We start from the raw sequence: 23,734 nt of genomic DNA, 5'->3' as shown, positions 1-23,734 counted from the left end.
CGGTCAAGTGCCCCACGAAACCTCCCCCATTGGATTCGTGGGGCACTGCGGTAGGGTCTGCCGCACCCCTGGCTGATCGAGGAGCGTGCACGTGTTCAACCGGACCAGATGCCTGCAGATCACTGCGGCCCTTGCGTCCATATCCCTGCTCGCCGGATGCGGAGTGCTCTCGGACGACAGCAGTGACGATGCCAAACAGATCGTCGTCGGCACGACGAGCGCACCGAGCACCCTCGATCCCGCAGCGGCGTGGGACGGTTCCTGGGAGCTGTACCGCAACGTCTACCAGACCCTGCTGGCCTTCCCGACGGGCTCCCTCAAGCCGCAGCCGGACGCCGCCCAGAACTGCGAGTTCACCGACTCCAAGAACGAGTCGTACCGGTGCACCCTGCGCAAGGGCCTGAAGTTCTCCAACGGCGAGGCCCTGGATTCCAAGGCCGTCAAGCACTCCCTGGACCGCATCCGGACCATCGGGTCCAAGGTCGGCCCCAAGGACCTCTTCGGAACCCTCGACAAGATCGAGACCCCGGACGCGCTGACGGTCGTCTTCCACCTGAACACCCCCGACGCGACCTTCCCGTACGTCCTCGGCTCGCCCGCCGCCTCGCTGGTCGCGCCGAAGGACTACCCGGCCGACAAGGTGCGCGAGGACAGCAAGGTGACCGGCTCCGGCCCGTACGTGCTCAACGCGTACAAGGAGGGCGGCGAGGCCGTCCTCGGCCGCAACGAGAGCTACGCGGGCTTCGCCAACCGGAAGAACAACGGCGTGACCATCCGCTACTTCACGGACTCCGTGAAGATGGTCGCCGCCCTCAAGGCCAAGGAGATCGACGCCACCTACCGCGGCCTGTCGGCCCCGGAGATCAAGGACCTCCAGACCCCCGCCTCCCACGAGCTGGGCGTCCAGGTCGTCGAGAACGTCGGCGCCGAGATCCGCTACCTGGTCTTCAACCCGAAGGACCCGCAGGTCAACAAGCTCGCGGTGCGCCAGGCCATCGCCCAGATCGTCGACCGCGGCGTGCTCGTCTCCAAGGTCTACCAGGGCACGGCCGAGCCCCTGTACTCGATGGTTCCCAAGGGTGTCGTCGGCCACAAGACGCCCTTCTTCGACAAGTACGGCCACGCCGACGTCAAGAAGGCGCAGAAGATCCTCAAGGACGCCGGGATCACCCAGCCGGTCGACCTGACCTTCTGGTACACCACCGACCGGTACGGCTCCTCGACCGCGGAGGAGTTCACCGAGCTCAAGCGCCAGCTGGACGAGAGCAACCTCTTCCGGGTCACCCTGCGCGGCCAGCCCTGGAAGGACTTCCAGGTGGGCTACAAGAACCAGGAGTACGCGGTCTTCGGCCGCGGCTGGTTCCCCGACTTCCCGGACCCGGACAACTTCATCGCGCCGTTCGTCGGCAAGGAGAACGCGGTCGGTACCCCGTACGAGCCCGCCCAGATCATCAACGAACTGCTCCCCAAGACCCGCCGCGAGGGCGACCGCGCGGCCGGCATCCTGCAGTTCGAGCAGGCCCAGCAGATCTTCGCCGAGGACGTCCGGCTGCTGCCGCTGTGGCAGGGCAAGCTGTACGTCGCCGCGCGCGAGGACATCGCGGGCGGCGAGCGGGCCCTCGACCCGCAGACCGCCATGCAGATGTGGGAGCTGTACCGCAAGACCAGCTGGTAACAGCAGTGGCCGACGCGGCCGGTCGAGGCGTTGTCAGTGGCCCCCGGTAGGTTCTGGAGCAGTCGCACGAACTTGTACCGGAGGTTGTCGCCGTGACCCAGATGCTGCCCGAGTCCTGGCTCCCCGTCCTCGGCGGGGAGCTGGACCAGCCCTACTTCAAAGAACTCACCGAGTTCGTCGAGAAGGAGCGGGCGAACGGGCCGGTCTACCCGCCCCGCGAGGAGGTCTTCGCGGCTCTGGAGGCCACGCCCTTCGACCAGGTGAAGGTCCTGGTCCTCGGCCAGGACCCCTACCACGGCGCCGGCCAGGGCCACGGCCTGTGCTTCTCCGTGCGGCCCGGGGTCAAGACCCCGCCGTCGCTGCGCAACATCTACAAGGAGATGAAGGAGGAGCTCGGCCTGCCGGTTCCGGACAACGGGTACCTGATGCCGTGGGCGCGCCAGGGCGTCCTGCTGCTGAACGCGGTGCTCACCGTCCGGGAGGCCGAGCCCAACTCGCACAAGGGCAAGGGCTGGGAGAAGTTCACCGACGCGGTGATCCGCGCGGTGTCCGAGCGCCCCGACCCCGCCGTCTTCGTGCTGTGGGGCGCCTACGCCCAGAAGAAGCTCCCGCTGATCGACGAGGACCGCCACGTGGTCGTCAAGGGGGCGCACCCCTCCCCGCTGTCGGCCAAGAAGTTCTTCGGGTCCCGGCCCTTCACGCAGATCGACGAGGCCGTCGCCGCCCAGGGCCATGAGCCGATCGACTGGAGGATCCCGGACCTCGGCTGACGCCCCCCCGCGCCTCGGCGTCAATGCGGGAACCTCCGGCTAGCTTCTTGATGATCGGACCGGAGCAGGTCCGGCGGAGCGAGCCGGAGGCGGCCTTGACGGAGCAGCAGGAGGCGTCGGAGGACGCCGTCATGACCCGGATCGGCCAGGCGGTCATCCTGCTGCACGCGGGGGACCGCGAGGAGGCCCGCAACCGGCTCGGCGAGATCTGGTCCCAGCTCGGCGAGGAGGGCGACTGCCTGCACCGGTGCACGCTCGCCCACTACATGGCCGACGCCCAGGACGATCCGGCGGACGAGCTGACCTGGGACCTGCGGGCCCTGACCGCCGCCGAGGCCCTCCGCGCCGGGCCGGCGCCCGATGGCGGCACCCTCCCCGGCCCGGGGCCCGCCGCGCCCGGTGGCGGCCCCGGGGACGGCCGCTCCGCCGGGGTGGCGCCGCACCTGGCGATGCGGGTGTTCTATCCGTCCCTGCACCTCAGCCTCGCCGCCGACTACGTGAAGCTGCGCCGGCCGGACGCGGCCCGGAACCATCTGGCCCGGGCCCGCGCGGCCGCCGCCGCGCTCTCCGACGACGGGTACGGCAACGGCGTACGGGCCGCCATCGCCCGGCTGGAGCGCCGCCTGGCCGCGGAGCCGGACCCCGGGCCGGGCGCGCGGCCCTTCCCGGAGCAGTCCCCGTAGCGGAGAGCCCCCGCAGCCCTCGCAGCCCTCGCCAACCCCCGCAGTCCTTCGCGTTCCCGGCGGTCGCTCAGCCGCCCCGGACGCCCGCGCAGATGCGGGCCTCCGGGCTGTCGGGCCGCCAGTGCCCGTGCCGGCGGCCCAGCGCGCACACGTCGGCCGGCCGTACCGGAAGCTTGCGCAGCACCTCCCGCTCCACCCCCGCGTCCTGACCCGAACGCCCCTCGCCGCCCCCGGAGCGTCCGGAGGAGCCTTCGGAGCGCCTCGGCGGCTCGGGGATGTACGGGACCTCCGGCGCGGCCTCCAGGGGCCCTCCGGGGGCGTCCCGCGCCGCGTGCTGCGGGGAGGCGGAGGCCGCGGGCCGCGCGGGCCGCTCCGGAGCCGCCTCCAACGCCTCCAACGCCTCCAGCGCCGGTGCCCGGACGACCACCGGCTCGGCCGCGGGCCCGCCGCGCGGCTGGTGCCGCGGCGGTACCCCCGCGGCGGAGGTGGCCGCCGGCTGCACGGCGGCGGGGCTCACGTTCACGCAACCGGAGACGGCCGACACCGCACAGGCGACTCCGAGCAGCAGGCTTGTCGTGGTTCGGGTGGGATGCACGCCCGCAACTCTGCTGTGCGAGGACCCCGTTGCGAAAACCCGGAGCCGATATTGACCCCGCACGGGTGACGGGGAGGCGGTGTCCGGAGGACAGCCGCTACTCGCCGGTGCTGCCGTCGATGTGCTCCCGCAACAGGTCCGCGTGGCCGTTGTGGCGCGCGTACTCCTCGATCATGTGGGTGTACACCCAGCGCAAGCTGAACACCTCGCCCCGGTGATGGCCGGCCGGGTCCGACGCGAGGTCCAGCGGACGGCCCGCCGCGGCCTGCCGCGCCAGCTCGACCTCGGTCTGCCACACCTGCTCCGCCGCGGCCCAGGTGGCCGCGTCCGTGAAGTGGAAGTCGCCGTCGGGCTCCTCCCGGGTGCAGTACAGCTCGGGCAGGTCCTCGCCCAGCATGATCTCGCGGAACCAGTACCGTTCCACCTCGGCCATGTGCCGTACGAGGCCGAGCAGGCTCAACTCGGAGGGTTTGAGCGGGGTCCGGCGCAACTGGGCGTCGCCGAGACCCGCGCACTTCCAGGCGAGGGTGGCGCGGTGGTAGTCGAGCCAGCCGTCGAGCATCTCGCGCTCGCCGGCCGTGGTGGAGGGTTCGGGGCGGTGGGTTCCGTCGTTCGTCATGCGCTCCATCCTGGTCGACCGCGCCCCCGCCCACCAGGGATTAAGCTGCCGGAGTCCCCCAAGGAATCGAACCAGGAGGCCCCCGGTGAAGGTCGGCTGCATCGGACTCGGCGACATCGCGCAGAAGGCGTACCTGCCCGTCCTCACCACCCGCCCGGGAATCGAGCTGCACTTGCAGACCCGTACTCCCGCCACCCTGGAGCGGATCGGCGCGATCCACCACGTCCCGGCCGCGCGCCGGCACGCCGATCTGGAGGCGCTGCTGGCCGAGGGCCTCGACGCCGCCTTCGTGCACGCCTCCACCGCCGCCCACCCCGAGATCGTCACGCGGCTGCTGGAGGCCGGCGTGCCGACGTACGTGGACAAGCCGCTCGCCTACGCGATCGAGGACTCGCGCCGGCTCGTGCGACTGGCCGAGGAGCGCGGTGTCTCGCTCGCCGTCGGCTTCAACCGCCGCCACGCGCCCGGCTACTCGCAGTGCGCCGACCACCCGCGCGAGCTGATCATCATGCAGAAGAACCGGGTCGGACTGCCCGAGGACCCGCGCACGCTCGTGCTGGACGATTTCATCCACGTCGTCGACACGCTCCGCTTCCTGCTGCCCGGCGAGACCGACCGCGTCGACGTCCGTGCCGTGGTGCGCGACGGACTGATGAGCCAGGTGGTGCTTCAGCTGGCCGGTGCGGGCTTCACCGCGCTCGGCATCATGAACCGGCTGTCCGGATCCACCGAGGAGATCCTGGAGGTGTCCGGACAGGACACCAAGCGGCAGGTCGTCAACCTCGCGGAAGTCATCGACCACAAGGGCCAGCCGACCGTGCGCCGCCGCGGGGACTGGGTGTCCGTCGCCCGCCAGCGCGGCATCGAGCAGGTCGTGGACCACTTCCTGCGGGCCGTGGCCGCGGGCAGGACGCTGAGCGCCCGGGACGCCCTGCTCACCCACGAGCTCTGCGAGCGGGTGGTGAGCTCGGCGCTGGAGCAGGCCTCCTGACCACGCCGCCGCCCCCGCGGACACCGCGCACGCCCAGGGCCGCGCAGTAGGCGGCCAGGGCGGCGAGGGACGCGGCCACCGCCCAGTCTCCGTGGCGGGCGTAGAAGGTCGTGCCCCCGGCGAGCGGGACCTCGTACACCCGCGCGGTGCTCGCGGTCGTGGGCAGGACCGGGCCGACCCGCTCGCCGGAGGGGCCGTGCACCGCACTGACCCCGGTCAGGGTGGCGTGCACCACCGGGCGGCCGTTCTCGGCCGCCCGCAGCGCGGCCAGTGAGGCGTGCTGGGCCGGCGCCCAGCTCTCCTGGAACGTGGAGGTCGCCGACTGGGCGACGATCAGGGCCGCCCCGTCCCGGACGAGGCGTCGGCTCATGTCGGGGAAGGCCGACTCGAAGCAGACCAGCGGACCGATCCGGACGCCGGACCGCGCGCCCGCCGGGCCCTCGGCCGCCGCGTCCGACCGGGCGGGCAGGTCCATGACCACCGGAGCCCCGCCCGCGATCCTGTCCTCGCCGGCCGCCTTGCCGACGGAGGTGGCCCAGCCCAGCAGCGAGCGCGCCGGGACGTACTCGCCGAAGGGGACCAGCCGCATCTTGTCGTACCGGTCGCCGGTGGGGCCCCGGGGGCCGACGAGCACCGCGCTCTTGTAGATCCCGGGCCGGTCCGAGCGTCGTGCGTCCACGTTCACCAGCAGCGGCGCGCCGACCTCCGCGGACAGCGCGGCCAGCCGCCGGGCCAGGTCCGGGCGGGTCGCCAGATCCTCGCCTACGCTGCTCTCGCCCCACACCACCAGGTCCGCGGACTGCCCCACCAGCTCCCGGGTCAGGCGCTCCCCGACGTCGAACCGCCGTTCCGCACTGTCCGGGCCCGCCACCGGGCCCGGCTGCACGACCCCCACGCGCAGCCCGCCCGCCCCGGCGGGCGCCGGCGCCCACAGCCACACGGCGCCCGTCAGTACCGCACACCCCGTCACTCCGGCCGCCGTCGGCACGCGCGCCCCCGGCGCAGCGATCAGCACCACCAGGGCGCAGTTCACCGCGACCACCACCAGGCTCACCAGCCACACGCCACCCAGCGAGGCCAGCCGCAGCGCGGGCTCCACCTGCCACTGGCTGGCTCCGAGCAGCCCCCACGGCCCGCCCAGGCCCTGCCAGGACCGCACCAGCTCCGAGAGGAGCCACGCCGCCGGTACGAGGACCAGCGCGGCACCCGCCCGCCCGGCCGACGGGACCCCGCCGAGCAGCCGCCGCACCAGCAGCGCCCACGGGATCCATAGCGCGCCCAGCAGCGCGGCCACGGGCAGCAGGAACACGTGCAGGCTGGGCAGCAGCCAGTGGTGGACGGCCAGGATGAATCCGGCGCCGCCGAGCCACCCCTCCAGGGCCGCCCGCCTCCCGGTGGCCGCGGACCGCAGGAGCAGCATCCAGGGCACGAGGGCGACGTAGGCGAACCACCACAGGGCGGGGGCGGGGAAGGCGAGGGCCGGCAGCGCGCCGGCGGGGACCGCCGCCGCCGCGCACCACCGCGAGAACCGCCCGCTCCGGATCGATGCCATTGGCGCGCCTCCGCTTCCAGTGTGGCAGCGCCCTCCGATCGTGCCGGACGGGCGCCGGTTCAGGCGGAGAGGTGCCGCCACTTCTCGTGCACGGTGACGCCGGTGAGCCGCCAGCCGTCGCGGGTCCGGGCCAGTGTGAACGTGTAGCGCCCGGCCGCGACGAAATTGGGCGCGGTCACGGAACCGTCGAAATCCTCCCCGGCGAGCCGCATCGGATTGAGGAAGTCCGCCCGTACCTCGGCACTGTCACCGGGAGAACCGCCCTGGTCCTCCAGCCGGACCAGCCGGTTGACGATGAGGTGCTGGCGCACGGGGAACAGCTCCATCGTCCGCGCGAGCCAGTCCGCTACCTCCCCGGCCGGGCCCTCGACGCCGCCCGCCGAGCTGTAGTCGGCCCGCCCGGAGGGCGTGAACAGGGCGCGGTACGCCGCCCAGTCGCCGTCGTCGACGGCCACCGCGTACCCCGAGACCACCTCGTCGATCGCCAGCCGGTCCATTACCGTCGCCAGGTCCACACGCTGCGTCATCGGGTCAGTCTGCGGCTGCCGGCCCGCGAGGCCAAGTGCCGTGCGCGGACCGGATCTTCGCACGGGCGGTCAGTGACCGGAACACGCCTCCCGCTGTCGCACCACCACGAGGAACGCGTCGGTGTCCAGGTCCATCACCACCTCCGCCGCCACACCCTCGCTCAACCGCTGCGCGGCGTACTCCTCGGCGGGCCAACTTCCCCGCGGACTTCCGGCCGGAAAACGCTCCAGTACCACGCGACCCATGGGACACCCCCGGTTGCTCGCCTTCACGTCTCTGCAGGCACAACGACGCGGGGGCCGGACGGGAACGTTCCCTTCCGGCCCCCACGTCTTCGGCTCGTCTACCCGCCGATCCCGGCCTCCAGTACCGGCAGCGCCGGAATCACCCGGGCGCGCCGACGGGAGGTTCAGTCGCCCGACTCGCCGGCGTGCGGGCTCAGCACGTCCGTGCCGACCAGCACGAACAGGGCGATGCCCAGCAGGATGCGGTAGATCACGAACGGCATGAAGCTCTTGGTGGAGATGAACTTCATGAACCACGCGATGACCGCGTACCCGACGATGAAGGCGATGACGGTCGCGAAGACCGTCGGCCCCCAGGAGATGTGGCCCGGGTCCTCGACCACGTCCAGCAACTCGAACGCCCCCGAGGCCAGTACGGCCGGGATGGCGAGCAGGAAGGAGTAGCGGGCGGCCGCTTCGCGGGTGAAGCCCAGCAGCAGACCGCCGGAGATCGTCGCGCCGGAGCGGGAGACGCCCGGGATCAGGGCCATGGCCTGGCAGAGGCCGAAGATCAGGCCGTCCTTGACGGTCAGGTCGCGCAGCGTCTTGCGCTCGCGGATGGCGCGGTGGCGGCCTCCCTCCTCGTCGCGGGCGGCCAGCCGGTCCGCGATGCCGAGCACGATGCCCATCACGATGAGCGTGGTGGCGATCAGCCGCAGGTCCCGGAACGGTCCCTCGATCTGGTCCTTGAAGGCGAGGCCCAGGACGCCGATCGGGATCGAGCCGACGATGACCAGCCAGCCCATCTTCGCGTCCTGCTCCGAGCGCAGCGCCTTGGTGTAGAGCGAGCGGAACCAGGTGGAGACGATCCGCGCGATGTCCTTGCGGAAGTAGATCAGCACCGCGGCCTCGGTACCGATCTGCGTGATGGCCGTGAAGGCCGCACCGGGGTCGTGCCAGCCGGCGAACGCGGCGGTCAGCCGCAGGTGGGCGCTGGAGGAGATCGGGAGGAACTCCGTAAGCCCCTGGACGAGACCGAGGATTAGGGATTCGAACCAGCTCATGTCGGGGTGCGCTCGTCCTTGTGATCGTCGGGCAGTTCGCTCCGATGCTAGGGCCCGTGCGAGGCGCCGCTGACCACAGGGGGGTGCTGGGGCGTCAGTTCGTACGCCACCGCGTGCGCGGCGTCGTGCGCGCGAGGGGGCGCCAGGCGGTGCCGCTTGCGCCAGGCGACGGCTGCGGCGACCACCAGGGAGACGGCGATGAAACCGAACGAGGCGAGGAAGGCGGGGGATCCGGGGGAGGAAGCGCTGGCGCCCGCGATCACGTACGCGGCGGTGTTCGGGACGACGCCGACCGTCGTGGCGAGCAGGAAGGGCAGCCAACCGCAGCGGGAGACCGCCGCGCAGTAGTTCGCCACCACGAAGGGCACGCCGGGGAAGAGCCGTACGGCGAGCATCGAGCGGAAGCCGTGCCGGCTGAGTTGGCCGTCGGCGGCCCGGAGCCAGCGGCCGCGCAGGTACGGACGCAAAGCCTCCTGCCCCATGACACGGCCGAGCCCGAAGGCGATCGCCGCGCCCAGCACGGTGCCCCCGACGGCCGCCACCAGGCCGAACTGGGTGCCGAAGACGGCTCCGGCGGCCAGGTTGAGCAGGGGGCGCGGGACGAACGCGGAGGCGCACACCCCGTACACGGCCGCGAACAGCACGACCGCCGCTCCCACCGGGAGCCCGGCGGGCCGGCCCTCCGAGAGGACGCGCTGGGGCTCGAACAGCAGGACGCACGCGCCGGCCGCCAGGAGCAGCACGACGAGCAGCGACAGCCGAGTCCGCGGCGCGAGGAGAAGGGACATCCCGGGAGAGTAGCCGACGTATGCGGCGCGGCGCCGTAATCTGGGCCTCATGCGGTCGAACGACGGGCACCCCCCGGGGGTTCCCCGCAGCGCCCTCGCGGACACCCTGCTGGAACGGCTGACGGCGGCCTACGGAGCCGCCGCCGACCCCGTGCGGGCGGCTGCCATGGCGGCGTACATGAAGGACGTGGCGCCCTTCCTCGGAATCCCGACCCCGCGGCGGCGCGAGCTGTCCGGGACGGTGGTGCGGGACACCCCGGAGCCGACGGAGGAGGACTGCGCGGCCCTCGCACTGGGCTGTGGGCGGCTCCCGGAGCGCGAGTACCGGTACTTCGCGGTGGACTACCTGCGCCGCCACGTCGCGCGGTGCTCCTCCGGCTTCCTGCCGGTGGTCCGGCATCTGATCGTCACCGTTCCGTGGTGGGACACCGTCGACCTGCTCGCCGCCCACACCGTGGGCCCGCTGGTGGCGGCCGATCCCGCGCTCGGAGCCGTGATGGACGAGTGGATCGAGGACGAGGACCGCTGGCTCGTCCGCGCGGCCCTCCTCCACCAGCTCCGCTCCAAGGACGCCACGGACGCCGACCGCCTCTTCGCCCACTGCCGCCGCCGGGCCGGCCACCCCGACTTCTTCGTCCGCAAGGCCATCGGCTGGTCCCTGCGGGAGTACGCGCGGACGGACCCCGGCGCGGTGCGCGCCTTCGTCGCGGCCGAGGGCGACCGGCTGTCCGCGCTGTCCGCGCGCGAGGCCCTCAGGAACCTCGCCGCCGGGTGAGCGCCGGGCCGCCCGGCCCTCTGCACGGCGCCGGACGGCGGGAAATCCGTTCGACGGCGCGGGCCCGCTCCGGCAGGATCGGGGACATGTCCCGGTACGCCTTCCCCGCAGCGCCGTCCGCAGTCGCGGACGCGCCGAAGGCTGCCGCGTTCCCGGACGCACCCGCCCTCGCCGCATTCGGCGGCGCACGAAGCTGACCCTTCCCGGATCGTCCGGCGGACCCCGCAGGGGGAGGGTCGGCTCGCTCCAGGGGTCCCGTTCCAGCTTCGAGCCACGGGAAGAAGATCATGGCCAAGACGGCCTTCGTGCGGACCAAGCCGCACCTCAACATCGGCACCATGGGTCACGTCGACCACGGCAAGACCACCCTCACCGCCGCCATCACCAAGGTCCTCGCCGAGCGCGGGGGCGCCTCCTTCGTGCCGTTCGACCGGATCGACCGGGCCCCCGAGGAGGCCCGGCGCGGCATCACCATCAACCTCACGCACGTCGAGTACGAGACCGACACGCGGCACTACGCCCACGTCGACATGCCCGGGCACGCCGACTACATCAAGAACATGGTCACCGGCGCCGCCCAGCTCGACGGGGCGATCCTCGTCGTGTCCGCGCTCGACGGGGTCATGCCCCAGACCGCCGAGCACGTCCTGCTCGCCCGGCAGGTCGGTGTCGACCACATCGTGGTGGCGCTCAACAAGGCCGACGCCGGGGACCCCGAGCTGACGGACCTGGTCGAGCTGGAGGTCCGCGAGCTGCTCACCGCGCACGGCTACGGCGGTGACACCGCCCCGGTCGTACGGGTCTCCGGGCTCGGGGCGCTGGAGGGCGACCCGCGCTGGACCGGGGCCGTCCAGGCCCTGCTCGACGCGGTGGACACCTACGTGCCGACGCCGGTGCGGTACACGGACGCGCCGTTCCTGCTGCCGGTGGAGAACGTGCTGACGATCACCGGCAGGGGCACGGTCGTGACCGGCGCCGTCGAGCGCGGCACCGTACGCCCGGGCGACCGCGTGGCCGTCCTGGGCGAGGGCGGCGAGCCGGCCGAGACGGTGGTCACCGGGCTGGAGACCTTCGGCAGGCCCATGGAGTCCGCCGAGGCCGGCGACAACGTCGCGCTGCTGCTGCGCGGGGTCCACCGCGGCCAGGTGCGGCGGGGGGACGTGGTGGCCGCGCCCGGCAGCGTCACGCCCAAGCGGCGCTTCACCGCGCGGGTGTACGTGCTCTCGGCGCGCGAGGGCGGCCGCCGGACGCCGGTCGCCACCGGGTACCGGCCGCAGTTCTACGTCCGGACCGCCGACGTGGTCGGGGACGTGGACCTGGGGGAGACGGGCACGGCCGCGCCGGGCGACACGGTCACGATGACCGTGGAGCTGGGGCGGGACGTCCCGCTGGAGTCGGGGCTCGGCTTCGCGATCCGCGAGGGCGGGCGGACCGTCGGCGCGGGGACGGTGACGGCCGTCCTCGACTGACCCGCTCGCTCTTCGGGACCGCCCGGGCGGCCGGACGCGTGCGCGCCGGATGCCGCCCGGGCCGCTCGGCTCCGCCCCGGCCGGGACCGCCCGGGCGGCAGCGCGCACGACGGCCGGGACCGCCCGGGCGCCAGCGCGCACGATCCGGATCCGGGCCCCGCCGTGGTACCGGGCGGCGGTCGTGCGTCAGACTGCCGTCACCAAGGCATGCGCGGAGGGGCGGCGGCGATGGGCGGCGACACGGCACTGGTGCTGGGCGGCGGAGGGCTGACCGGCATCGGCTGGGAGTGCGGAATCCTGTACGGGCTCGCCCGCGCCGGGGTGGACCTCACCACCGCCGACCTCGTCGTCGGCACCTCGGCCGGTTCGGTGGTCGGCGCCCAGCTCACCTCCGGGCTGCTCACCGCGCGGGAGCTGTACGAGCGCCAGCTCGGCGACGCCGGCGCCGAGCGGACGGCCAGGCTGGGCGCGGGCCTCCTCGCGCGCTACGCGGTGGCGATGGCCCGCTCGCGCAGTGCCACGGCCTACCGGCAGCGGGTCGGAGCCATGGCGCTGGCCGCCGACACCGGCGCGGAGGAGGCCCGGCGCGAGGTGCTGGCGGCCCGGCTGGTCTCGCACGACTGGCCCGAGCGGCGCCTCGTCGTCACCGCCGTGGACGCGCACACCGGTGAGGCGGCAGACTTCGACCGGGACAGCGGGGCCGGGCTGCTCGACGCGGTCTCGGCGAGCTGCGCCGTACCGGGCGTATGGCCGCCGGTGACGGTCGGCGGCCGCCGGTTCATCGACGGGGGCGTGCGCTCCGCGACCAACGCGGACCTGGCCGCCGGGTACGACCGGGTCGTGGTGCTCGCCCCGATGTCGCTCGGCTCCGGGCACGTCCCCTCGCCGACCGCCCAAACCGCCCGGCTTCGCGCGGCGGGCGCGCGGGTGCTGCTGATCACCCCGTCCGCGGCGGCCCGCAAGGCCTTCGGGCGCAACGTCCTGGACCCGGCCCGCCGGGACCCGGCGGCCCGGGCCGGCCTGGCCCAGGCCGCCGAGCACGCCGAGGCGGCCGCCGAGGTCTGGTCGGTCTGAGCCCGGCCCGACAATGGAGGGGTGAGCGACGAACAGATCCCGGTGATCCGGGAAGTGGGCCAGGGCACCGCCAAGCTGATGCCGGACGTGGACCGCGAGCGGGCCCGGCTGCTGACCGTCGACGGTGCGCCCCAGTCCTACGTCGACCCGGACGATCCGCTGCACCTGGAGTTCGAGTACGTGCGCCGGCTCGGCCACGTCCTGGACTGCGCGGCGGAGCCGGGGCGCGCGCTGGACCTCCTGCACCTGGGCGGCGGCGCGCTCACCCTGCCGCGCTACGCCGCGGCGACCCGGCCGGGGTCCCGGCAGACCGTCGTCGAGTTCGACGCAGCCCTGGTGGACCTGGTGGCCGAGCACCTGCCCCTGCCGGCCGGAGCCGGGGTCACCGTGCACGCCGCCGACGCCCGGGCGTGGCTGGAGGCGGCGCCGGCGGCGAGCGCGGACGTGCTGGTCGCCGACGTCTTCGGCGGCTCGCGGGTGCCCGCGCCGCTGACGTCGGCGGAGTACGCCCGGCAGGCGGCGCGGGTGCTGCGTCCCGGCGGGCTGTACGCGGCGAACCTGGCCGACGGGGCGCCCTTCGGCTTCCTGCGGTCGCAGCTGGCCAACTTCGGGGCGGTGTTCGGGGAGCTCGCGCTGATCGCGGAGCCCTCGGTGCTGCGGGGGCGGCGGTTCGGCAACGCCGTACTGCTGGCCTCGGACGCCGGGCTCCCGCTGGCCGCCCTGTCCCGCCGGTGCGCGGGCGACGCCTTCCCGGCCCGGGTGGAGCAGGGCCCGGCACTGGCCCGGTTCCAGCGGGGGGCGCGGCCGGTCGAGGACGCGGACGCGGTGCCGTCCCCGCAGCCGCCCGACGGTGCGTTCAGCGTGGGGTGACGCCGTTCCCGGAAGGATCGGCCGGGGACACCGCCGGCTCGGCGGCGGCCGGGTGCGGACCGGCGGCGGCCTGGGTCGGCAGGGTCGGCAGGTCCGCCGGCGCCGGCGCCGCAGGGGCGCCGACGGGACCGGTGGCGGCCACCGGCGCGTGCGGTGCGCGGGTGATCCGTCGTACGTCCGGCACCAGCAGGACCGCCGCCGTGGGCAGCACGACGAGGGCCGCGCAGCCCCACAGCGCCTCGGACCGGCCGAAAGCGGACTCGGCCGGCCCGGCCAGGGCGGTGGCCAGCGGGGTCATCGAGAGCGAGCCGAACCAGTCGTAGGAGGACACCCGGGAGAACTTCTCCTCCGGGATCTCCTGGTGCATGGTCGACATCCAATTGACGCCGAAGACCTCGATGGCCACACCGCTGACGAGCATCACCACGCACAGCCCCCACGCGGGCAGCGGAATCGCGAGCCCTGCCGAGGGAAGCGCCATCGGGAACACGCACAGCGTGCCCGCGAGCAGCAGCCGGCGCGGCTTCCACGTCATCATCAGCAGGGCGCCGCCGATGGTGCCGAGCCCGAAGAAGGCCAGCGCCAGGCCCCAGGGGGCCGCTCCGCCCAAGTGGTCCCGGGCGACCAGGGGACCGTAGACCGCTTCGGCCGCGCTGAGCACGCCGACGACCACGGAGAACTGGAGCACGATGCTCCACAGCCACGGACGGCTCCGGACCTCCACCCAGCCGTCCCGCAGGTCGGCCAGCAGTCCCCCGCCGGGCTCGCGCTCCGGCACGTGGCTGACGTCGAGGAAGGCCCGCATCGCGCCCGCGACGGCGAAGGCGGCCGCGTCGATCGCCAGCACCCAGCCCGCCCCGAACGCGGCGATCATGGCTCCGCCGAGCGCGGCGCCGCCGATCCCGGCGCCGTTCACGGCCATCCGGAAGAGGGCGAACGCGCGGTTGGAGTGCTCCCCGGAGACGGTGGACATGAGCATGCCCTCGGCGGCCGGATTGAAGAAGGCGGTGCCCGTGCCGCACAGGGCGGTCAGCACCATCATCTGCCACAGCTGCGGGTCCCCGGTCAGGACGAGCAGCGCGAAGGCCGCCTGGGAGGCGCAGTTGAGGGCGTTGGCGGCGACCATCACCCGATGGCGCGGAAGCCGGTCGGCGAGTGCTCCGCCGACGAGCAGGAAGAGTACGAGGGGGAGCGTGCGGGCCGCTGTGACCAGGCCGATGTCCCAGCCGTCGCCCCCGGACTCCATGACCGCGAACGCGCTCGCGATCAGCGATCCGTGGCTGCCGAGGTTCGTGACGACCGCGGCGCCCGTCAGGAGGGAGTAGTTGCGGCCGGCCCATTCGGGGCGGCGGCGCGCGGGCTTGCGGGGCGGGGCGGCGGCGGTGGGTGAGCTCACTACCGGACTATCCCTGCCCCGGGCCGAGAATCCAAGCGGATTGTCGGCCCGGACCGGCGGGCGAGAGGAGGTCAGCCGGCGTGGAGGCGGACGGAGCTGAGGATCTTCTCGTAGGTCTCCTGGCTCACCTCACCCTGGACGCCCGCGGCGCCGTACAGGATCCAGCTGGAGAAGTCGCCGTTCGCGGTCTTGAAGCTGAAGGCGATGGACTTGCCGTCGGAGGAGCACTTGTTCTCCTTGGGCAGGCCCGACGCCGTCGCGGTCGCCATGTGGCCCTTGAGGCCCGAGGAGGTCGTGTACTCCTTGGGGTCGGAGACCTTGACGGTGCCCGGGGGCGCCTTCTGCGCGTACGCGGCGAACACCCAGTTGTTGGCCTCGTTGCGCACGGCCTCGGCGGTGTCCTTGGCGCCCTGGCCGCCCTTGGTGCCGGTGCCCGCCAGCGAGTACGTCTCCTCGCTGCCGTTCTTGTCGGAGTCCACCTTGCACCAGTCCTCCTTGAGGAAGGCGGGGGCGGTCATCATGATGAGCGCGGATCCGTCGTTCTTGACGTCGTCCTCGAAGCCGCTGGAGAGGCCGGCGCTCTTGACGTTCCACTCCGGCGGGACGTCGAAGGCGGTGCCGTACTTCGGGTTGATGACGACCTTCCAGCCCGGAATCACGGGCTTGACCTCGCCGCCGGCCCGGGGGTTCCCGCTGCTGCCCGCGGGGGCGGGCGCGGAGGAGGCCGGGGCGGAGGCGGAGGTGTCGGGCTTTCCGTCGGCGACGTCGGTCGTCTTGTCGTCCCGGGTCAGGACGAACGCGCCGGTGCCGGCCGCCGCGACCACGACCGCGGCGGCGGCCACGACGGCCACCGTCCTGGTCGAGAACGGGCTGCCGCCGCGCGGCGGCTGCGGCGTGATCTGCGTGGTCCCGCCCCACGGCTGCACGGGCGGGGGCGTCTGGTAGCCCTGCTGGGGGTACCCGTAACCGGGCTGCTGCTCTCCGTACCCCGACTGCTGCTGGTACGGGTTCGGCTGTCCCGGCTGCTGCTGATAAGGGTTCTGGTGCGCGTCCTGGGGGTTCTGTTCGCCCCCGGGCGGCTGCTGCTGTCCTGGCCACATGGCCGGTAACGATAGTGGGAGCACTCCCCGGGAGCCACGGCCGCCCCCGGGCGGACTCTGGCCAAGGCTGTCTACTCGTGGGTAACATCGCGTTCCATGAGCGCAGAACAGATGAACGTGGGCGAACTGCTCGCCGCGACCGTGCCGATGGCCCGCACCCTGAACCTCCAGTTCCTGGAGACCACCCCCGAGCGCGCGGTCGTCCGCCTGCCGGACCAGCCCGACTACCACAACCACGTCGGCGGACCGCACGCCGGCGCCATGTTCACCCTCGCGGAATCCGCGAGCGGCGCCATCGTCCTGGCCGCCTTCGGCGACCAGCTCTCGCGCGCCGTGCCCCTCGCGGTGAAGGCCGAGATCGGCTACAAGAAGCTCGCCAAGGGCGTCGTCACCGCCACCGCCACCCTCGGTCGCCCCGCGGCCGAGGTGATCGCCGAACTCGACGCGGGCGGCCGCCCCGAGTTCCCGGTCACCATCGCCATCCAGCGCGAGGACGAGGCCGTGACCGGCGAGATGACCGTGGTGTGGACCCTGCGTCCCAACGCGACGGCGTAACCGCCCTCCCTGCGGCTAGAGTCCCTCGCACGACGATGTGAGGGGATGCCCGTGGCCAAGGTCAACATCAGTCTCGACGCCGAGCTCGTGGTGGAAGTGATGGTCCTCGCGGGCGTCGGCTCGCCGCAGGACGCGGTGGAGGCCGTCGTGCGCGACTACATCGCGCGCGGACACCGCACCGAGGCACGGGTCCAGCGGCAGGACGAGGTCCGCCGCGACGCCGACAGCGTGCCACCGCCGCCGCAGGGCTGAACCCGGGCCGTCGGCCGGCGCGTCCGGGCGGACCGCGCGGGCGCGCGGGGCACAGTGGGCGGGGGAGCGGTCCGGCGCGGGCCGCTCCCGCCGACCCACGCCGCAGGGAGCGCCGATGAGCGAGGTCGTGTCCAGACGTTCCGCGATGTCGCTGTTCGGAGCGGTGGGCGCGGCCCTCGGGACGGGCGGCTGCGTCGCGAGCGTGCCCCCCGGCGCGCTGCCGCGCCACGGCCCGCCGGGCGCCCCGGCCACCCCGGCCGAGCCCTCCGGCGCGGCCCGCGTGGACCGGCTGCTGGCACGCCTCAGCCTGGAGGAGAAGACCGCCCTGCTCCACGGCGGCCAGGACCCCGCCCCCCTCGGCCAAGCCGGCTACCTCCCGGGAGTGCCGCGCCTGGGCATCCCCGCGCTGCGGCTCGCCGACGGACCCGCCGGCGTACGGGTCGCCCGGCCGGCCACGGCCCTGCCCGCCCCCGTGCTGCTCGCCTCCGCCTTCGACCCCGCGCTCGCCCGCGAGTACGGCCAGGTCCTCGGCCGCGAGGGCCGCGCGCTCGGCCAGGACGTCCTGCTGGCGCCCATGGCCAACCTCATTCGCACCCCGTACGCCGGCCGGAACTTCGAGACCTTCGCCGAGGACCCGCGACTGACCGCCGACCTGGTCGCCGAGGTGGTCCGGGGCATCCAGGACGAGGGGCTCGTCGCCACCGTCAAGCACTTCGCCCTCAACAACCAGGAACAGGGCCGCGACACCGTCGACGTCATCGTCTCCGAGCAGACCCTGCACGAGACCGAACTGCGCGGCTTCGAGGCCGCCGTGACCGCCGGCGCGGGCGCCGTGATGGGCGCGTACAACAAGGTCAACGGCGTCCGTGCCGGCGAGAGCAAGCCCCTGCTCGACGCACTGCTGCGCGGCGCCTGGGGGTTCGACGGCTGGACGATGTCCGGCCGGGACGCCACTCACAGCACCGTCGCCGCCATCGGCGCCGGCCTCGACATGGAAATGCCCGACGGCATCCACTTCGGCGATCCGCTGCGCGAGGCCGTGCGCGGCGGATCCGTACCCGAAGCCTCCGTCGACCGCGCCGTACGGCGGGTCCTGACCACCATGGACCGCTTCGGCCTGCTGGCGGAGCGCCCGGCGGCCCGGCCCGCGTACGGGGCCGCCGCCGGAGCCCGGACCGCCCGCAAGGTGGCCACCGCAGGGGCGGTGCTGCTGCGCAACGAACGCGGCACCCTGCCGCTGTCCGGCGCCGCCGCACGCTCGATCGCCGTCATCGGCCCCACCGGCCAGGTGCCCTTCGTCGGCGGGGGCGGCAGCGCGCACGTGGTCCCCGACGGGGCGACCGCCCCGCTCACCGCCGTCCGGCAGCGCGCCGGGAACGGATCCACCGTCCGCCACGCCCTGGGCGAGGACCTCTACGGCCGGCCGCTCCCGGCCGGGCTGCTCACCCCGGCCGCCGCATTGGACGACCGGGAGGTGGGCCCCGGCCGCGGCTGGAGCCACCGGGGCGAGTTCCGGCTGCCGGTCGAGGACGAGTGGACGCTGATCGTCCACTACACCGGGCAGCGGCCGTCCGTACGCCTGGACGGTGAGGAGCTGTTCCCCCTCCGGCAGGGCGTGGCCGAGCAGTTCACGGGCGGACTGCTCGGCGCCGCGCCCGACGGCATGACCGTACGGCGCCGCACCCTCACCCTCAAGGCGGGCGTCCACCGGCTCTCCGTGAACGCCCAGGGCGGGGAGAAGGGCCAGCGCTTCCGGCTGCGGCACACCACCCGGGCGAGCCGGGCCGAGGACCTCGCCGAGGCCGTGCGCACCGCCAGGGACGCCCGCAGCGTGGTGCTGTTCGCGTACGAGGACGCCACCGAGGGCCGGGACCGGACCTCCCTGGGGCTGCCGGGCGGGCAGGCGGGGCTGATCGAGGCCGTCACCGCCGTCAACTCCCGCACCACGGTCGTCCTCAACACCTCCTCCAGTACGACCATGCCGTGGCTCTCCCGCACCGGGGCGGTCCTCCAGATGTACTACCCGGGCCAGGAGGGCGCGGGTGCCACGGCCGACATCCTCTTCGGCGACGTGGACCCGGGCGGGCGGCTGACCCAGACCTTCCCGGCCGAGGAGCGGGCCACCCCGGTCGGCGGCGACCCGCTGCGCTATCCGGGGGTGGGCGGCAGGCAGGAGTACACCGAGGGGATCCACGTCGGCCACCGCTGGTACGACGCCGAGCGGGTGACCCCGCTGTTCCCCTTCGGGCACGGGCTCTCGTACACGACCTGGCAGTACGAGAAGCTCGCCGTCCGGGCGGAACGCGACGGGCTGCGCGTGGAGTTCACCGTCCGCAACACCGGCCGCCGCAAGGGCACCGAGGTGGCGCAGGTCTACCTCGGCCCGTCCCCGGAACTCACCCTGGACCAGCCGGTGCGCGCCCTGGCCGGCTACCGGCGGCTCACGCTCGCACCGGGCGCCGCGCAGCGGGTCACCGTCGACGTCGACGCCCGGGCCCTGTCGTCCTGGGACCCGGAACTGCACCGCTGGGTCAGGGGATCCGGGCGCCGGGAGGTGTTCGTGGGCCGGTCCTCGCGTGAGCTGCCGCTGAGGTCAAAGGTGGTGGTGGGGAGCCGATAGGCTGCCCGTCCGGCGGGTCGCAGGGGACGCGCGGAACCGATCGGGAGGACGTAGCGGTGCACATCCAGGCATGGCTGGAGACGATTCCGGCGGTCGCGGTCTACCTCCTGGTGGGGCTGGTCATCGGGCTGGAGAGCCTCGGCATCCCGCTGCCGGGGGAGATCGTCCTGGTGAGCTCGGCCCTGCTCGCCTCGCAGCACGGCGAGATCGACCCCGTGGTGCTGGCGCTGTGCGCGATCACCGGCGCCATCGTGGGCGACTCCATCGGCTACGCGATCGGACGCCGGGGCGGCAAACCGCTGCTGGAGCGGCTGGGCCGGCGCTTCCCCAAGCACTTCGGGCCGGAGCACGTCGCGCTGGCGGAACGCTCCTTCGAGAAGTGGGGCATGTGGGCGGTCTTCTTCGGCCGGTTCGTGGCGCTGCTGCGGATCTTCGCCGGGCCGCTGGCGGGCGTGCTCCACATGCCGTACTGGCGGTTCCTGGTCGCGAACGTCTTCGGCGGCATCCTGTGGGCGGGCGGCACCACGGCCGTCATCTACTCGGTCGGGATCGTCGCGGAACCGTGGTTGAAGCGGTTCTCCTGGCTGGCGCTCGGGCTGGCCGTCGTCTTCGGGCTCGCGGTGACGCTGGTCGTGCGCAGCCGGATGAAGAAGGCGGCGGAGGCCGTCCGTACGGAGACGGCGGGCACGGCGAAGTCGGCAACGGCGGGCACGGCGGGCTCGGCGAACACGGGAGACGCCGCCGAGGCGGCGGATACGGGTCCGGACGCCCCGGCGGCGCTCCCGGAGCCCGCCGAGCCGGCCCGCTCCCGCGCGTGACGGGGCTCATACCTGCCGCGGAGGCCGGGGACGCCGTGCGCGTGGCCGAGCTGCTGGCCGCCGGCGCGGCGCTGGACGAGCGGAGCTCGGCCGCGCGCACCGCCTTGGACCTGGCGGTGGACGCCGGGCACGCCGAGGTCGTCCGGCTGCTCCTGGAGGCCGGCGCCGACCCGACGGCGGACGCCGGCCCGTACCACGAGCTGGACGCGCTGGCCCTGGCGGCCATGCGCGGTCGCACCGCCGTGGTCGCGGTGCTCCTCGACGCGGGGGTCGACCCGAACCGGAAGTGCGGCAGGCCGGAGTACCCGGCGCTCCTCCTCGCGGCCACCGGCGGCCACGGACACCCGGAGACGGTGGACTTCCTGCTGGCCCGCGGCGCGGACCTGGAGGCGACCTTCAGGGGCCACACCGCCCTCGGCTGGGCGGCCTGGTTCGCGCAGCTGGACATGGTGGAACACCTCCTCGGCCGGGGCGCCGCAGTCAGCCCCCCGATCGTGCGCTTCGTCCGACAGGCGCACGCGGACGCGCCGGACGGGACACGGCACGAGGCGGTCATCGAGGCCCTCCGGCTCGCCGCCTGGCGGCAGGCGGGGGCTACGCCTCCGCAGTGATCGCCGCGCCGTGCTGCTCGGCCAGCTCCAGGTACATCGCGGCGTTGAGCTTGATGCCCTCCCGCTCCTCCTCGGTCAGCTCCCGCCGGACCTTGGCCGGGACCCCCGCCACGAGCGAGCCGGGCGGGACGACCATCCCCTGCGGTACCAGGGCCTGCGCGGCCACCAGCGAACCGGCGCCGATCACCGCGCCGTTCAGGACGGTGGCGCCCATGCCGATCAGGCAGTCGTCCTCGACCGTGCATCCGTGCACGACCGCGTTGTGCCCGATGGAGACGCGCGCACCGATGGAGACCGGGAACCCGGGGTCCACGTGCACCGTGCAGTTGTCCTGCACATTGCTGTCGGCGCCGAGGGTGATCGGGCCGCAGTCCGCCCGGAGCACCGCCGAATACCAGACGCTCGCACCGGCGGCCAGGGTGACGTCGCCGACCACGACGGACGTGGGTGCGGTGAAGGCCGTGGGATGCAGGGCCGGGCTCTTCCCGCCCACGCCCGCCACGAATGCCCGGTTCCGGTCCTGGGCCGCCTGATGCGTCATGTGCTCTTCCTCTGTCCTTCTTCTTCCGGGTGGTGCTTACGCGTGCCGTTTTCGTCCTGTCGCGCTACCGGCACCGTAGGACACGGGGCCGGGCCGCCCCGCGATGGGGTGAAGATCACAGGACGGGGGTCCGGACGCCCGGCACCGGGCGCACTACCGTGGCCGGGTGCCGAAGAAGAACACGTTCTCCTCCCTGGCGGAGCTGCGCCGCAGACTGGCGAACCGCGCCGTCCACGCCGGCTGGAGCTGGATGCAGCGGGCCGGCGCCGTCACCGCGCAGACGCCCGGAGCGCTGCGCTTCGGCGCCATCGGGGACGGCACCCGGCTCGCCTTCCCGCAGGGCACCGTCTTCGGGGAGCGGTGGATCCGGCTCGGCGACCACTGCATCATCGGCGAGCGGGTCACCCTGACGGCCGGGATGATGCCGGACCTCGACCTCGGCGCGGAGCCGGTGCTGGTCCTCGGCAACGGGGTGGTGATCGGCCGGGACAGCCACGTCATCGCCGACACCCGGATCACCATCGGGAACGACACCTTCTGCGGCCCGGGGGTGTACATCACCTCCACCAACCACAGCTACGACGACCCGCACCAGCCCGTCGGCCGGCAGTGGCCCCGTAGCGAGCCCGTCGAGATCGGCCCCGGCTGCTGGCTGGGCACGGGCGCGGTGATCCTGCCCGGAGCGAAGCTGGGCCGCAACGTCGTGGTCGCGGCCGGGGCCGTCGTACGCGGCGAGGTGCCGGACCACGCGGTGGTGGCGGGAGCGCCGGCGCGGGTCGTGCGCAGGTGGGAACCGGAGACGGGCTGGCAGCCGCCGCTGCGCACTCCGGCGCCGGTCCCCATTCCCGAGGGGATGACGCCGGAGCAGTTGCGGGGACTGGCAGAGCTCGCCGAGATCACCGACCTCGCCGGCCTCTCCGAGTCGGAGCCGCAGCGGCCGGCGGAACGCTAGAGCGTGGGGATCTCGATCGCCGGGCAGCGGTCCATCACCATGGCCCGCCCGGCCGCGCGCGTGCGGTCGTAGGCCGCCTCGTCGACCACCCCGAGCTGGAACCACACCGCCTTGGCGCCGATGGCCACGGCCTGGTCGGCGACCGCGCCCGCCAGCTCGCTGTTCACGAAGACGTCCACCACGTCCACCGGGAAGGGGATCGCCTCCAGCGAGGCGAACCCGGGCTCGCCGTGCACCGTCTCGGCCTTGGGGTGCACGGGGATCACGCGCTTGCCGTACCGCTGCAGGACGCGGGCGACCCCGTAGGCCGCCCGGTCCTGGTTGTTGGACAGGCCCACCACGGCCCAGGTGTCGCCGAGTTCCGTGAGGATCTCGCGGATGGTTGCCGGATCGCCGTACACGTGCGCCGCCTCCTGCTGGTCTGGTTCGGCTCGGTCTGTCCCGGTCGTCGGGGGTGCCGTACTGCCGGATCAACCGAAAAGACACAGGTCCGATTCCCCGTAGGGTGGAGCGGTGAAGGCAGACCAGTACGCGACGGTGGCCCGTGAGGGCGTGCACGAGTCCGAGATCAACCGTTCGCGTTTCCTCTGCGCGCTCGCCCCCGCCGCGACCGAGGCGCAGGCGCAGGAGTTCGTGGCACGCGTCCGCAAGGAGCACCCCACCGCCACGCACAACTGCTTCGCCTACGTCATCGGCGCCGACGCCTCCGTCCAGAAGGCCAGCGACGACGGCGAGCCCGGCGGTACCGCCGGGGTCCCGATGCTGCAGATGCTGATGCGGCGCGACATCCGCTACGCGGTCGCCGTGGTCACCCGCTACTACGGCGGTGTGAAGCTCGGCGCCGGCGGCCTGATCAGGGCGTACGGGGGAGTGGTCGGCGAGGCCCTGGACGAGCTGGGCACCGTCACCCGGCGCCGCTACCGGCTGGCCACCGTCACCGTCGACCACCAGCGGGCCGGCAAGACCCAGAACGACCTGCGCGCCACCGGCCGGACCGTGGTCGACCTGCGGTACGGGGCCGCCGTGGAGATCGAGGTCGCCCTCCCGGAGGCGGACCTGCCCGCCTTCGAGGCCTGGCTCGCCGACAGCACGGCCGGCAGCGCCACCCTCACCCTCGGCGGAGAGACGTACGCGCCCTGAGCCTGCGACGGCCCCCCGTACCGGCTCGGCCGGGCGGACGGGCCCCGGGGACGGGTTAGCGTAGAGGGGTTC

Annotated in this window: 26 protein-coding genes; 15 read left to right on the top strand and 11 right to left on the bottom strand. The window is 73.7% G+C overall.

Going from position 1 to position 23,734, the window contains the following annotated elements; translation table 11 throughout:
• Positions 1-91 precede the first annotated feature (91 nt).
• The 3 genes from ACWFQ8_RS26460 (at position 92) to ACWFQ8_RS26450 (ending at position 3,128) form a co-directional block, all read left to right on the top strand.
• The gene (locus ACWFQ8_RS26460; RefSeq protein WP_453788777.1) at positions 92-1,675 is read left to right on the top strand and encodes an ABC transporter substrate-binding protein; all 1,584 of its coding nucleotides are present in this window, start codon (positions 92-94) and stop codon (positions 1,673-1,675) included.
• Positions 1,676-1,776: 101 nt separating this feature from the next.
• Positions 1,777-2,445, top strand: coding sequence for a uracil-DNA glycosylase (ung, locus tag ACWFQ8_RS26455; protein WP_453788808.1), 669 nt, complete (start codon positions 1,777-1,779; stop codon positions 2,443-2,445).
• Positions 2,446-2,540: 95 nt separating this feature from the next.
• The gene (locus ACWFQ8_RS26450) at positions 2,541-3,128 is read left to right on the top strand and encodes a hypothetical protein (protein ID WP_453788776.1); all 588 of its coding nucleotides are present in this window, start codon (positions 2,541-2,543) and stop codon (positions 3,126-3,128) included.
• Between the two features lie 67 nt (positions 3,129-3,195).
• Here the strand turns inward: ACWFQ8_RS26450 and ACWFQ8_RS26445 are convergent, their stop codons facing one another.
• Both ACWFQ8_RS26445 and ACWFQ8_RS26440 read right to left on the bottom strand, forming a co-directional pair.
• Positions 3,196-3,723 carry a hypothetical protein gene (locus tag ACWFQ8_RS26445; RefSeq protein WP_453788775.1) on the bottom strand — a complete coding sequence of 176 codons (528 nt, stop codon included), beginning with the start codon at positions 3,721-3,723 and terminating at the stop codon, positions 3,196-3,198.
• A 97-nt stretch (positions 3,724-3,820) separates the two neighbouring features.
• Complete coding sequence (locus tag ACWFQ8_RS26440; RefSeq protein ID WP_453788774.1) at positions 3,821-4,342, bottom strand: DinB family protein; 522 nt, start codon at positions 4,340-4,342, stop codon at positions 3,821-3,823.
• Positions 4,343-4,427: 85 nt separating this feature from the next.
• Here ACWFQ8_RS26440 and ACWFQ8_RS26435 point away from each other — a divergent pair, with 85 nt between their 5' ends.
• The gene (locus ACWFQ8_RS26435; RefSeq protein WP_453788773.1) at positions 4,428-5,333 is read left to right on the top strand and encodes a Gfo/Idh/MocA family protein; all 906 of its coding nucleotides are present in this window, start codon (positions 4,428-4,430) and stop codon (positions 5,331-5,333) included.
• Here the strand turns inward: ACWFQ8_RS26435 and lnt are convergent.
• From lnt to ACWFQ8_RS26410, 5 genes are all read right to left on the bottom strand, one after another.
• On the bottom strand, positions 5,278-6,885 hold the full coding sequence (gene lnt, locus ACWFQ8_RS26430) for an apolipoprotein N-acyltransferase (protein ID WP_453788772.1): 1,608 nt from the start codon (positions 6,883-6,885) through the stop codon (positions 5,278-5,280). The two genes, ACWFQ8_RS26435 and lnt, sit on opposite strands and share 56 nt — an antisense overlap.
• A gap of 59 nt (positions 6,886-6,944) precedes the next feature.
• Positions 6,945-7,412 (bottom strand): nuclear transport factor 2 family protein, encoded by a 468-nt coding sequence (locus tag ACWFQ8_RS26425; RefSeq protein ID WP_453788771.1) that lies wholly within the window; start codon positions 7,410-7,412, stop codon positions 6,945-6,947.
• Between the two features lie 69 nt (positions 7,413-7,481).
• Complete coding sequence (locus tag ACWFQ8_RS26420; protein WP_453788770.1) at positions 7,482-7,658, bottom strand: hypothetical protein; 177 nt, start codon at positions 7,656-7,658, stop codon at positions 7,482-7,484.
• Positions 7,659-7,822: 164 nt separating this feature from the next.
• A complete protein-coding gene (locus tag ACWFQ8_RS26415) occupies positions 7,823-8,701 on the bottom strand; it encodes an undecaprenyl-diphosphate phosphatase (protein WP_453788769.1) in 879 nt (292 codons plus the stop codon).
• Between the two features lie 47 nt (positions 8,702-8,748).
• Positions 8,749-9,489 carry a TVP38/TMEM64 family protein gene (locus tag ACWFQ8_RS26410; RefSeq protein WP_453788768.1) on the bottom strand — a complete coding sequence of 247 codons (741 nt, stop codon included), beginning with the start codon at positions 9,487-9,489 and terminating at the stop codon, positions 8,749-8,751.
• Positions 9,490-9,538: 49 nt separating this feature from the next.
• On the opposite strand from ACWFQ8_RS26410, the gene ACWFQ8_RS26405 reads away from it, so the two are divergent.
• The 4 genes from ACWFQ8_RS26405 (at position 9,539) to ACWFQ8_RS26390 (ending at position 13,677) form a co-directional block, all read left to right on the top strand.
• Positions 9,539-10,264, top strand: a complete 726-nt coding sequence (locus ACWFQ8_RS26405) for a DNA alkylation repair protein (RefSeq protein ID WP_453788767.1) — start codon at positions 9,539-9,541, stop codon at positions 10,262-10,264.
• A gap of 287 nt (positions 10,265-10,551) precedes the next feature.
• Positions 10,552-11,733: an elongation factor Tu gene (gene tuf / locus ACWFQ8_RS26400; RefSeq protein WP_453788766.1), complete on the top strand. Its 1,182-nt coding sequence runs from the start codon at positions 10,552-10,554 to the stop codon at positions 11,731-11,733.
• Positions 11,734-11,961: 228 nt separating this feature from the next.
• On the top strand, positions 11,962-12,807 hold the full coding sequence (locus ACWFQ8_RS26395) for a patatin-like phospholipase family protein (protein ID WP_453788765.1): 846 nt from the start codon (positions 11,962-11,964) through the stop codon (positions 12,805-12,807).
• 78 nt (positions 12,808-12,885) lie between these two features.
• Complete coding sequence (locus tag ACWFQ8_RS26390) at positions 12,886-13,677, top strand: spermidine synthase (protein ID WP_453788807.1); 792 nt, start codon at positions 12,886-12,888, stop codon at positions 13,675-13,677.
• Here the strand turns inward: ACWFQ8_RS26390 and ACWFQ8_RS26385 are convergent.
• Positions 13,664-15,073, bottom strand: coding sequence for an MFS transporter (locus ACWFQ8_RS26385; RefSeq protein WP_453788764.1), 1,410 nt, complete (start codon positions 15,071-15,073; stop codon positions 13,664-13,666). The two genes, ACWFQ8_RS26390 and ACWFQ8_RS26385, sit on opposite strands and share 14 nt — an antisense overlap.
• Positions 15,074-15,144: 71 nt before the next feature.
• The gene (locus ACWFQ8_RS26380) at positions 15,145-16,173 is read right to left on the bottom strand and encodes a hypothetical protein (protein ID WP_453788763.1); all 1,029 of its coding nucleotides are present in this window, start codon (positions 16,171-16,173) and stop codon (positions 15,145-15,147) included.
• A gap of 96 nt (positions 16,174-16,269) precedes the next feature.
• On the opposite strand from ACWFQ8_RS26380, the gene ACWFQ8_RS26375 reads away from it, so the two are divergent.
• The 5 genes from ACWFQ8_RS26375 to ACWFQ8_RS26355 all read left to right on the top strand — a co-directional run bounded on the left by ACWFQ8_RS26375 (position 16,270) and on the right by ACWFQ8_RS26355 (position 21,029).
• Positions 16,270-16,728: a DUF4442 domain-containing protein gene (locus ACWFQ8_RS26375; protein WP_453788762.1), complete on the top strand. Its 459-nt coding sequence runs from the start codon at positions 16,270-16,272 to the stop codon at positions 16,726-16,728.
• A gap of 51 nt (positions 16,729-16,779) precedes the next feature.
• Complete coding sequence (locus ACWFQ8_RS26370; RefSeq protein WP_031157306.1) at positions 16,780-16,980, top strand: type II toxin-antitoxin system VapB family antitoxin; 201 nt, start codon at positions 16,780-16,782, stop codon at positions 16,978-16,980.
• Between the two features lie 115 nt (positions 16,981-17,095).
• On the top strand, positions 17,096-19,600 hold the full coding sequence (locus ACWFQ8_RS26365; RefSeq protein WP_453788761.1) for a beta-glucosidase: 2,505 nt from the start codon (positions 17,096-17,098) through the stop codon (positions 19,598-19,600).
• Positions 19,601-19,656: 56 nt separating this feature from the next.
• Positions 19,657-20,418, top strand: coding sequence for a DedA family protein (locus tag ACWFQ8_RS26360; RefSeq protein WP_453788760.1), 762 nt, complete (start codon positions 19,657-19,659; stop codon positions 20,416-20,418).
• A complete protein-coding gene (locus tag ACWFQ8_RS26355; RefSeq protein WP_453788759.1) occupies positions 20,415-21,029 on the top strand; it encodes an ankyrin repeat domain-containing protein in 615 nt (204 codons plus the stop codon). The genes ACWFQ8_RS26360 and ACWFQ8_RS26355 overlap by 4 nt, the downstream gene beginning before the upstream one ends.
• On the opposite strand, the gene ACWFQ8_RS26350 is transcribed toward ACWFQ8_RS26355, so the two are convergent.
• Positions 21,013-21,570, bottom strand: a complete 558-nt coding sequence (locus tag ACWFQ8_RS26350) for a gamma carbonic anhydrase family protein (RefSeq protein ID WP_453788758.1) — start codon at positions 21,568-21,570, stop codon at positions 21,013-21,015. The genes ACWFQ8_RS26355 and ACWFQ8_RS26350 overlap by 17 nt on opposite strands.
• Positions 21,571-21,736: 166 nt before the next feature.
• On the opposite strand from ACWFQ8_RS26350, the gene ACWFQ8_RS26345 reads away from it, so the two are divergent.
• Positions 21,737-22,522 carry an acyltransferase gene (locus ACWFQ8_RS26345; RefSeq protein ID WP_453788757.1) on the top strand — a complete coding sequence of 262 codons (786 nt, stop codon included), beginning with the start codon at positions 21,737-21,739 and terminating at the stop codon, positions 22,520-22,522.
• Here ACWFQ8_RS26345 and ACWFQ8_RS26340 read toward each other — a convergent pair.
• Positions 22,519-22,923: a CoA-binding protein gene (locus tag ACWFQ8_RS26340; protein ID WP_453788756.1), complete on the bottom strand. Its 405-nt coding sequence runs from the start codon at positions 22,921-22,923 to the stop codon at positions 22,519-22,521. The two genes, ACWFQ8_RS26345 and ACWFQ8_RS26340, sit on opposite strands and share 4 nt — an antisense overlap.
• 112 nt (positions 22,924-23,035) lie before the next feature.
• Between ACWFQ8_RS26340 and ACWFQ8_RS26335 the strand changes: the two genes are divergently transcribed.
• A complete protein-coding gene (locus ACWFQ8_RS26335; protein ID WP_453788755.1) occupies positions 23,036-23,662 on the top strand; it encodes a YigZ family protein in 627 nt (208 codons plus the stop codon).
• The last annotated feature ends 72 nt before the right edge of the window (positions 23,663-23,734 follow it).

The sequence above is a fragment of the Streptomyces sp. NPDC055254 genome, from assembly GCF_053606025.1.
This window is presented reverse-complemented; position numbering and strand designations above follow the sequence as displayed.

Bases quoted from the DNA above. Each gene is read 5' to 3' on its own strand.
- ung (WP_453788808.1), top strand. From the start codon at position 1,777: ATGCTGCCCGAGTCCTGGCTCCCCGTCCTCGGCGGGGAGCTGGACCAG.
- ACWFQ8_RS26440 (WP_453788774.1), bottom strand. From the start codon at position 4,342: ATGACGAACGACGGAACCCACCGCCCCGAACCCTCCACCACGGCCGGC.
- lnt (WP_453788772.1), bottom strand. From the start codon at position 6,885: ATGGCATCGATCCGGAGCGGGCGGTTCTCGCGGTGGTGCGCGGCGGCG.
- ACWFQ8_RS26425 (WP_453788771.1), bottom strand. From the start codon at position 7,412: ATGACGCAGCGTGTGGACCTGGCGACGGTAATGGACCGGCTGGCGATC.
- ACWFQ8_RS26420 (WP_453788770.1), bottom strand. From the start codon at position 7,658: ATGGGTCGCGTGGTACTGGAGCGTTTTCCGGCCGGAAGTCCGCGGGGA.
- ACWFQ8_RS26415 (WP_453788769.1), bottom strand. From the start codon at position 8,701: ATGAGCTGGTTCGAATCCCTAATCCTCGGTCTCGTCCAGGGGCTTACG.
- ACWFQ8_RS26410 (WP_453788768.1), bottom strand. From the start codon at position 9,489: ATGTCCCTTCTCCTCGCGCCGCGGACTCGGCTGTCGCTGCTCGTCGTG.
- ACWFQ8_RS26405 (WP_453788767.1), top strand. From the start codon at position 9,539: ATGCGGTCGAACGACGGGCACCCCCCGGGGGTTCCCCGCAGCGCCCTC.
- tuf (WP_453788766.1), top strand. From the start codon at position 10,552: ATGGCCAAGACGGCCTTCGTGCGGACCAAGCCGCACCTCAACATCGGC.
- ACWFQ8_RS26395 (WP_453788765.1), top strand. From the start codon at position 11,962: ATGGGCGGCGACACGGCACTGGTGCTGGGCGGCGGAGGGCTGACCGGC.
- ACWFQ8_RS26390 (WP_453788807.1), top strand. From the start codon at position 12,886: ATGCCGGACGTGGACCGCGAGCGGGCCCGGCTGCTGACCGTCGACGGT.
- ACWFQ8_RS26380 (WP_453788763.1), bottom strand. From the start codon at position 16,173: ATGTGGCCAGGACAGCAGCAGCCGCCCGGGGGCGAACAGAACCCCCAG.
- ACWFQ8_RS26375 (WP_453788762.1), top strand. From the start codon at position 16,270: ATGAGCGCAGAACAGATGAACGTGGGCGAACTGCTCGCCGCGACCGTG.
- ACWFQ8_RS26365 (WP_453788761.1), top strand. From the start codon at position 17,096: ATGAGCGAGGTCGTGTCCAGACGTTCCGCGATGTCGCTGTTCGGAGCG.
- ACWFQ8_RS26350 (WP_453788758.1), bottom strand. From the start codon at position 21,570: ATGACGCATCAGGCGGCCCAGGACCGGAACCGGGCATTCGTGGCGGGC.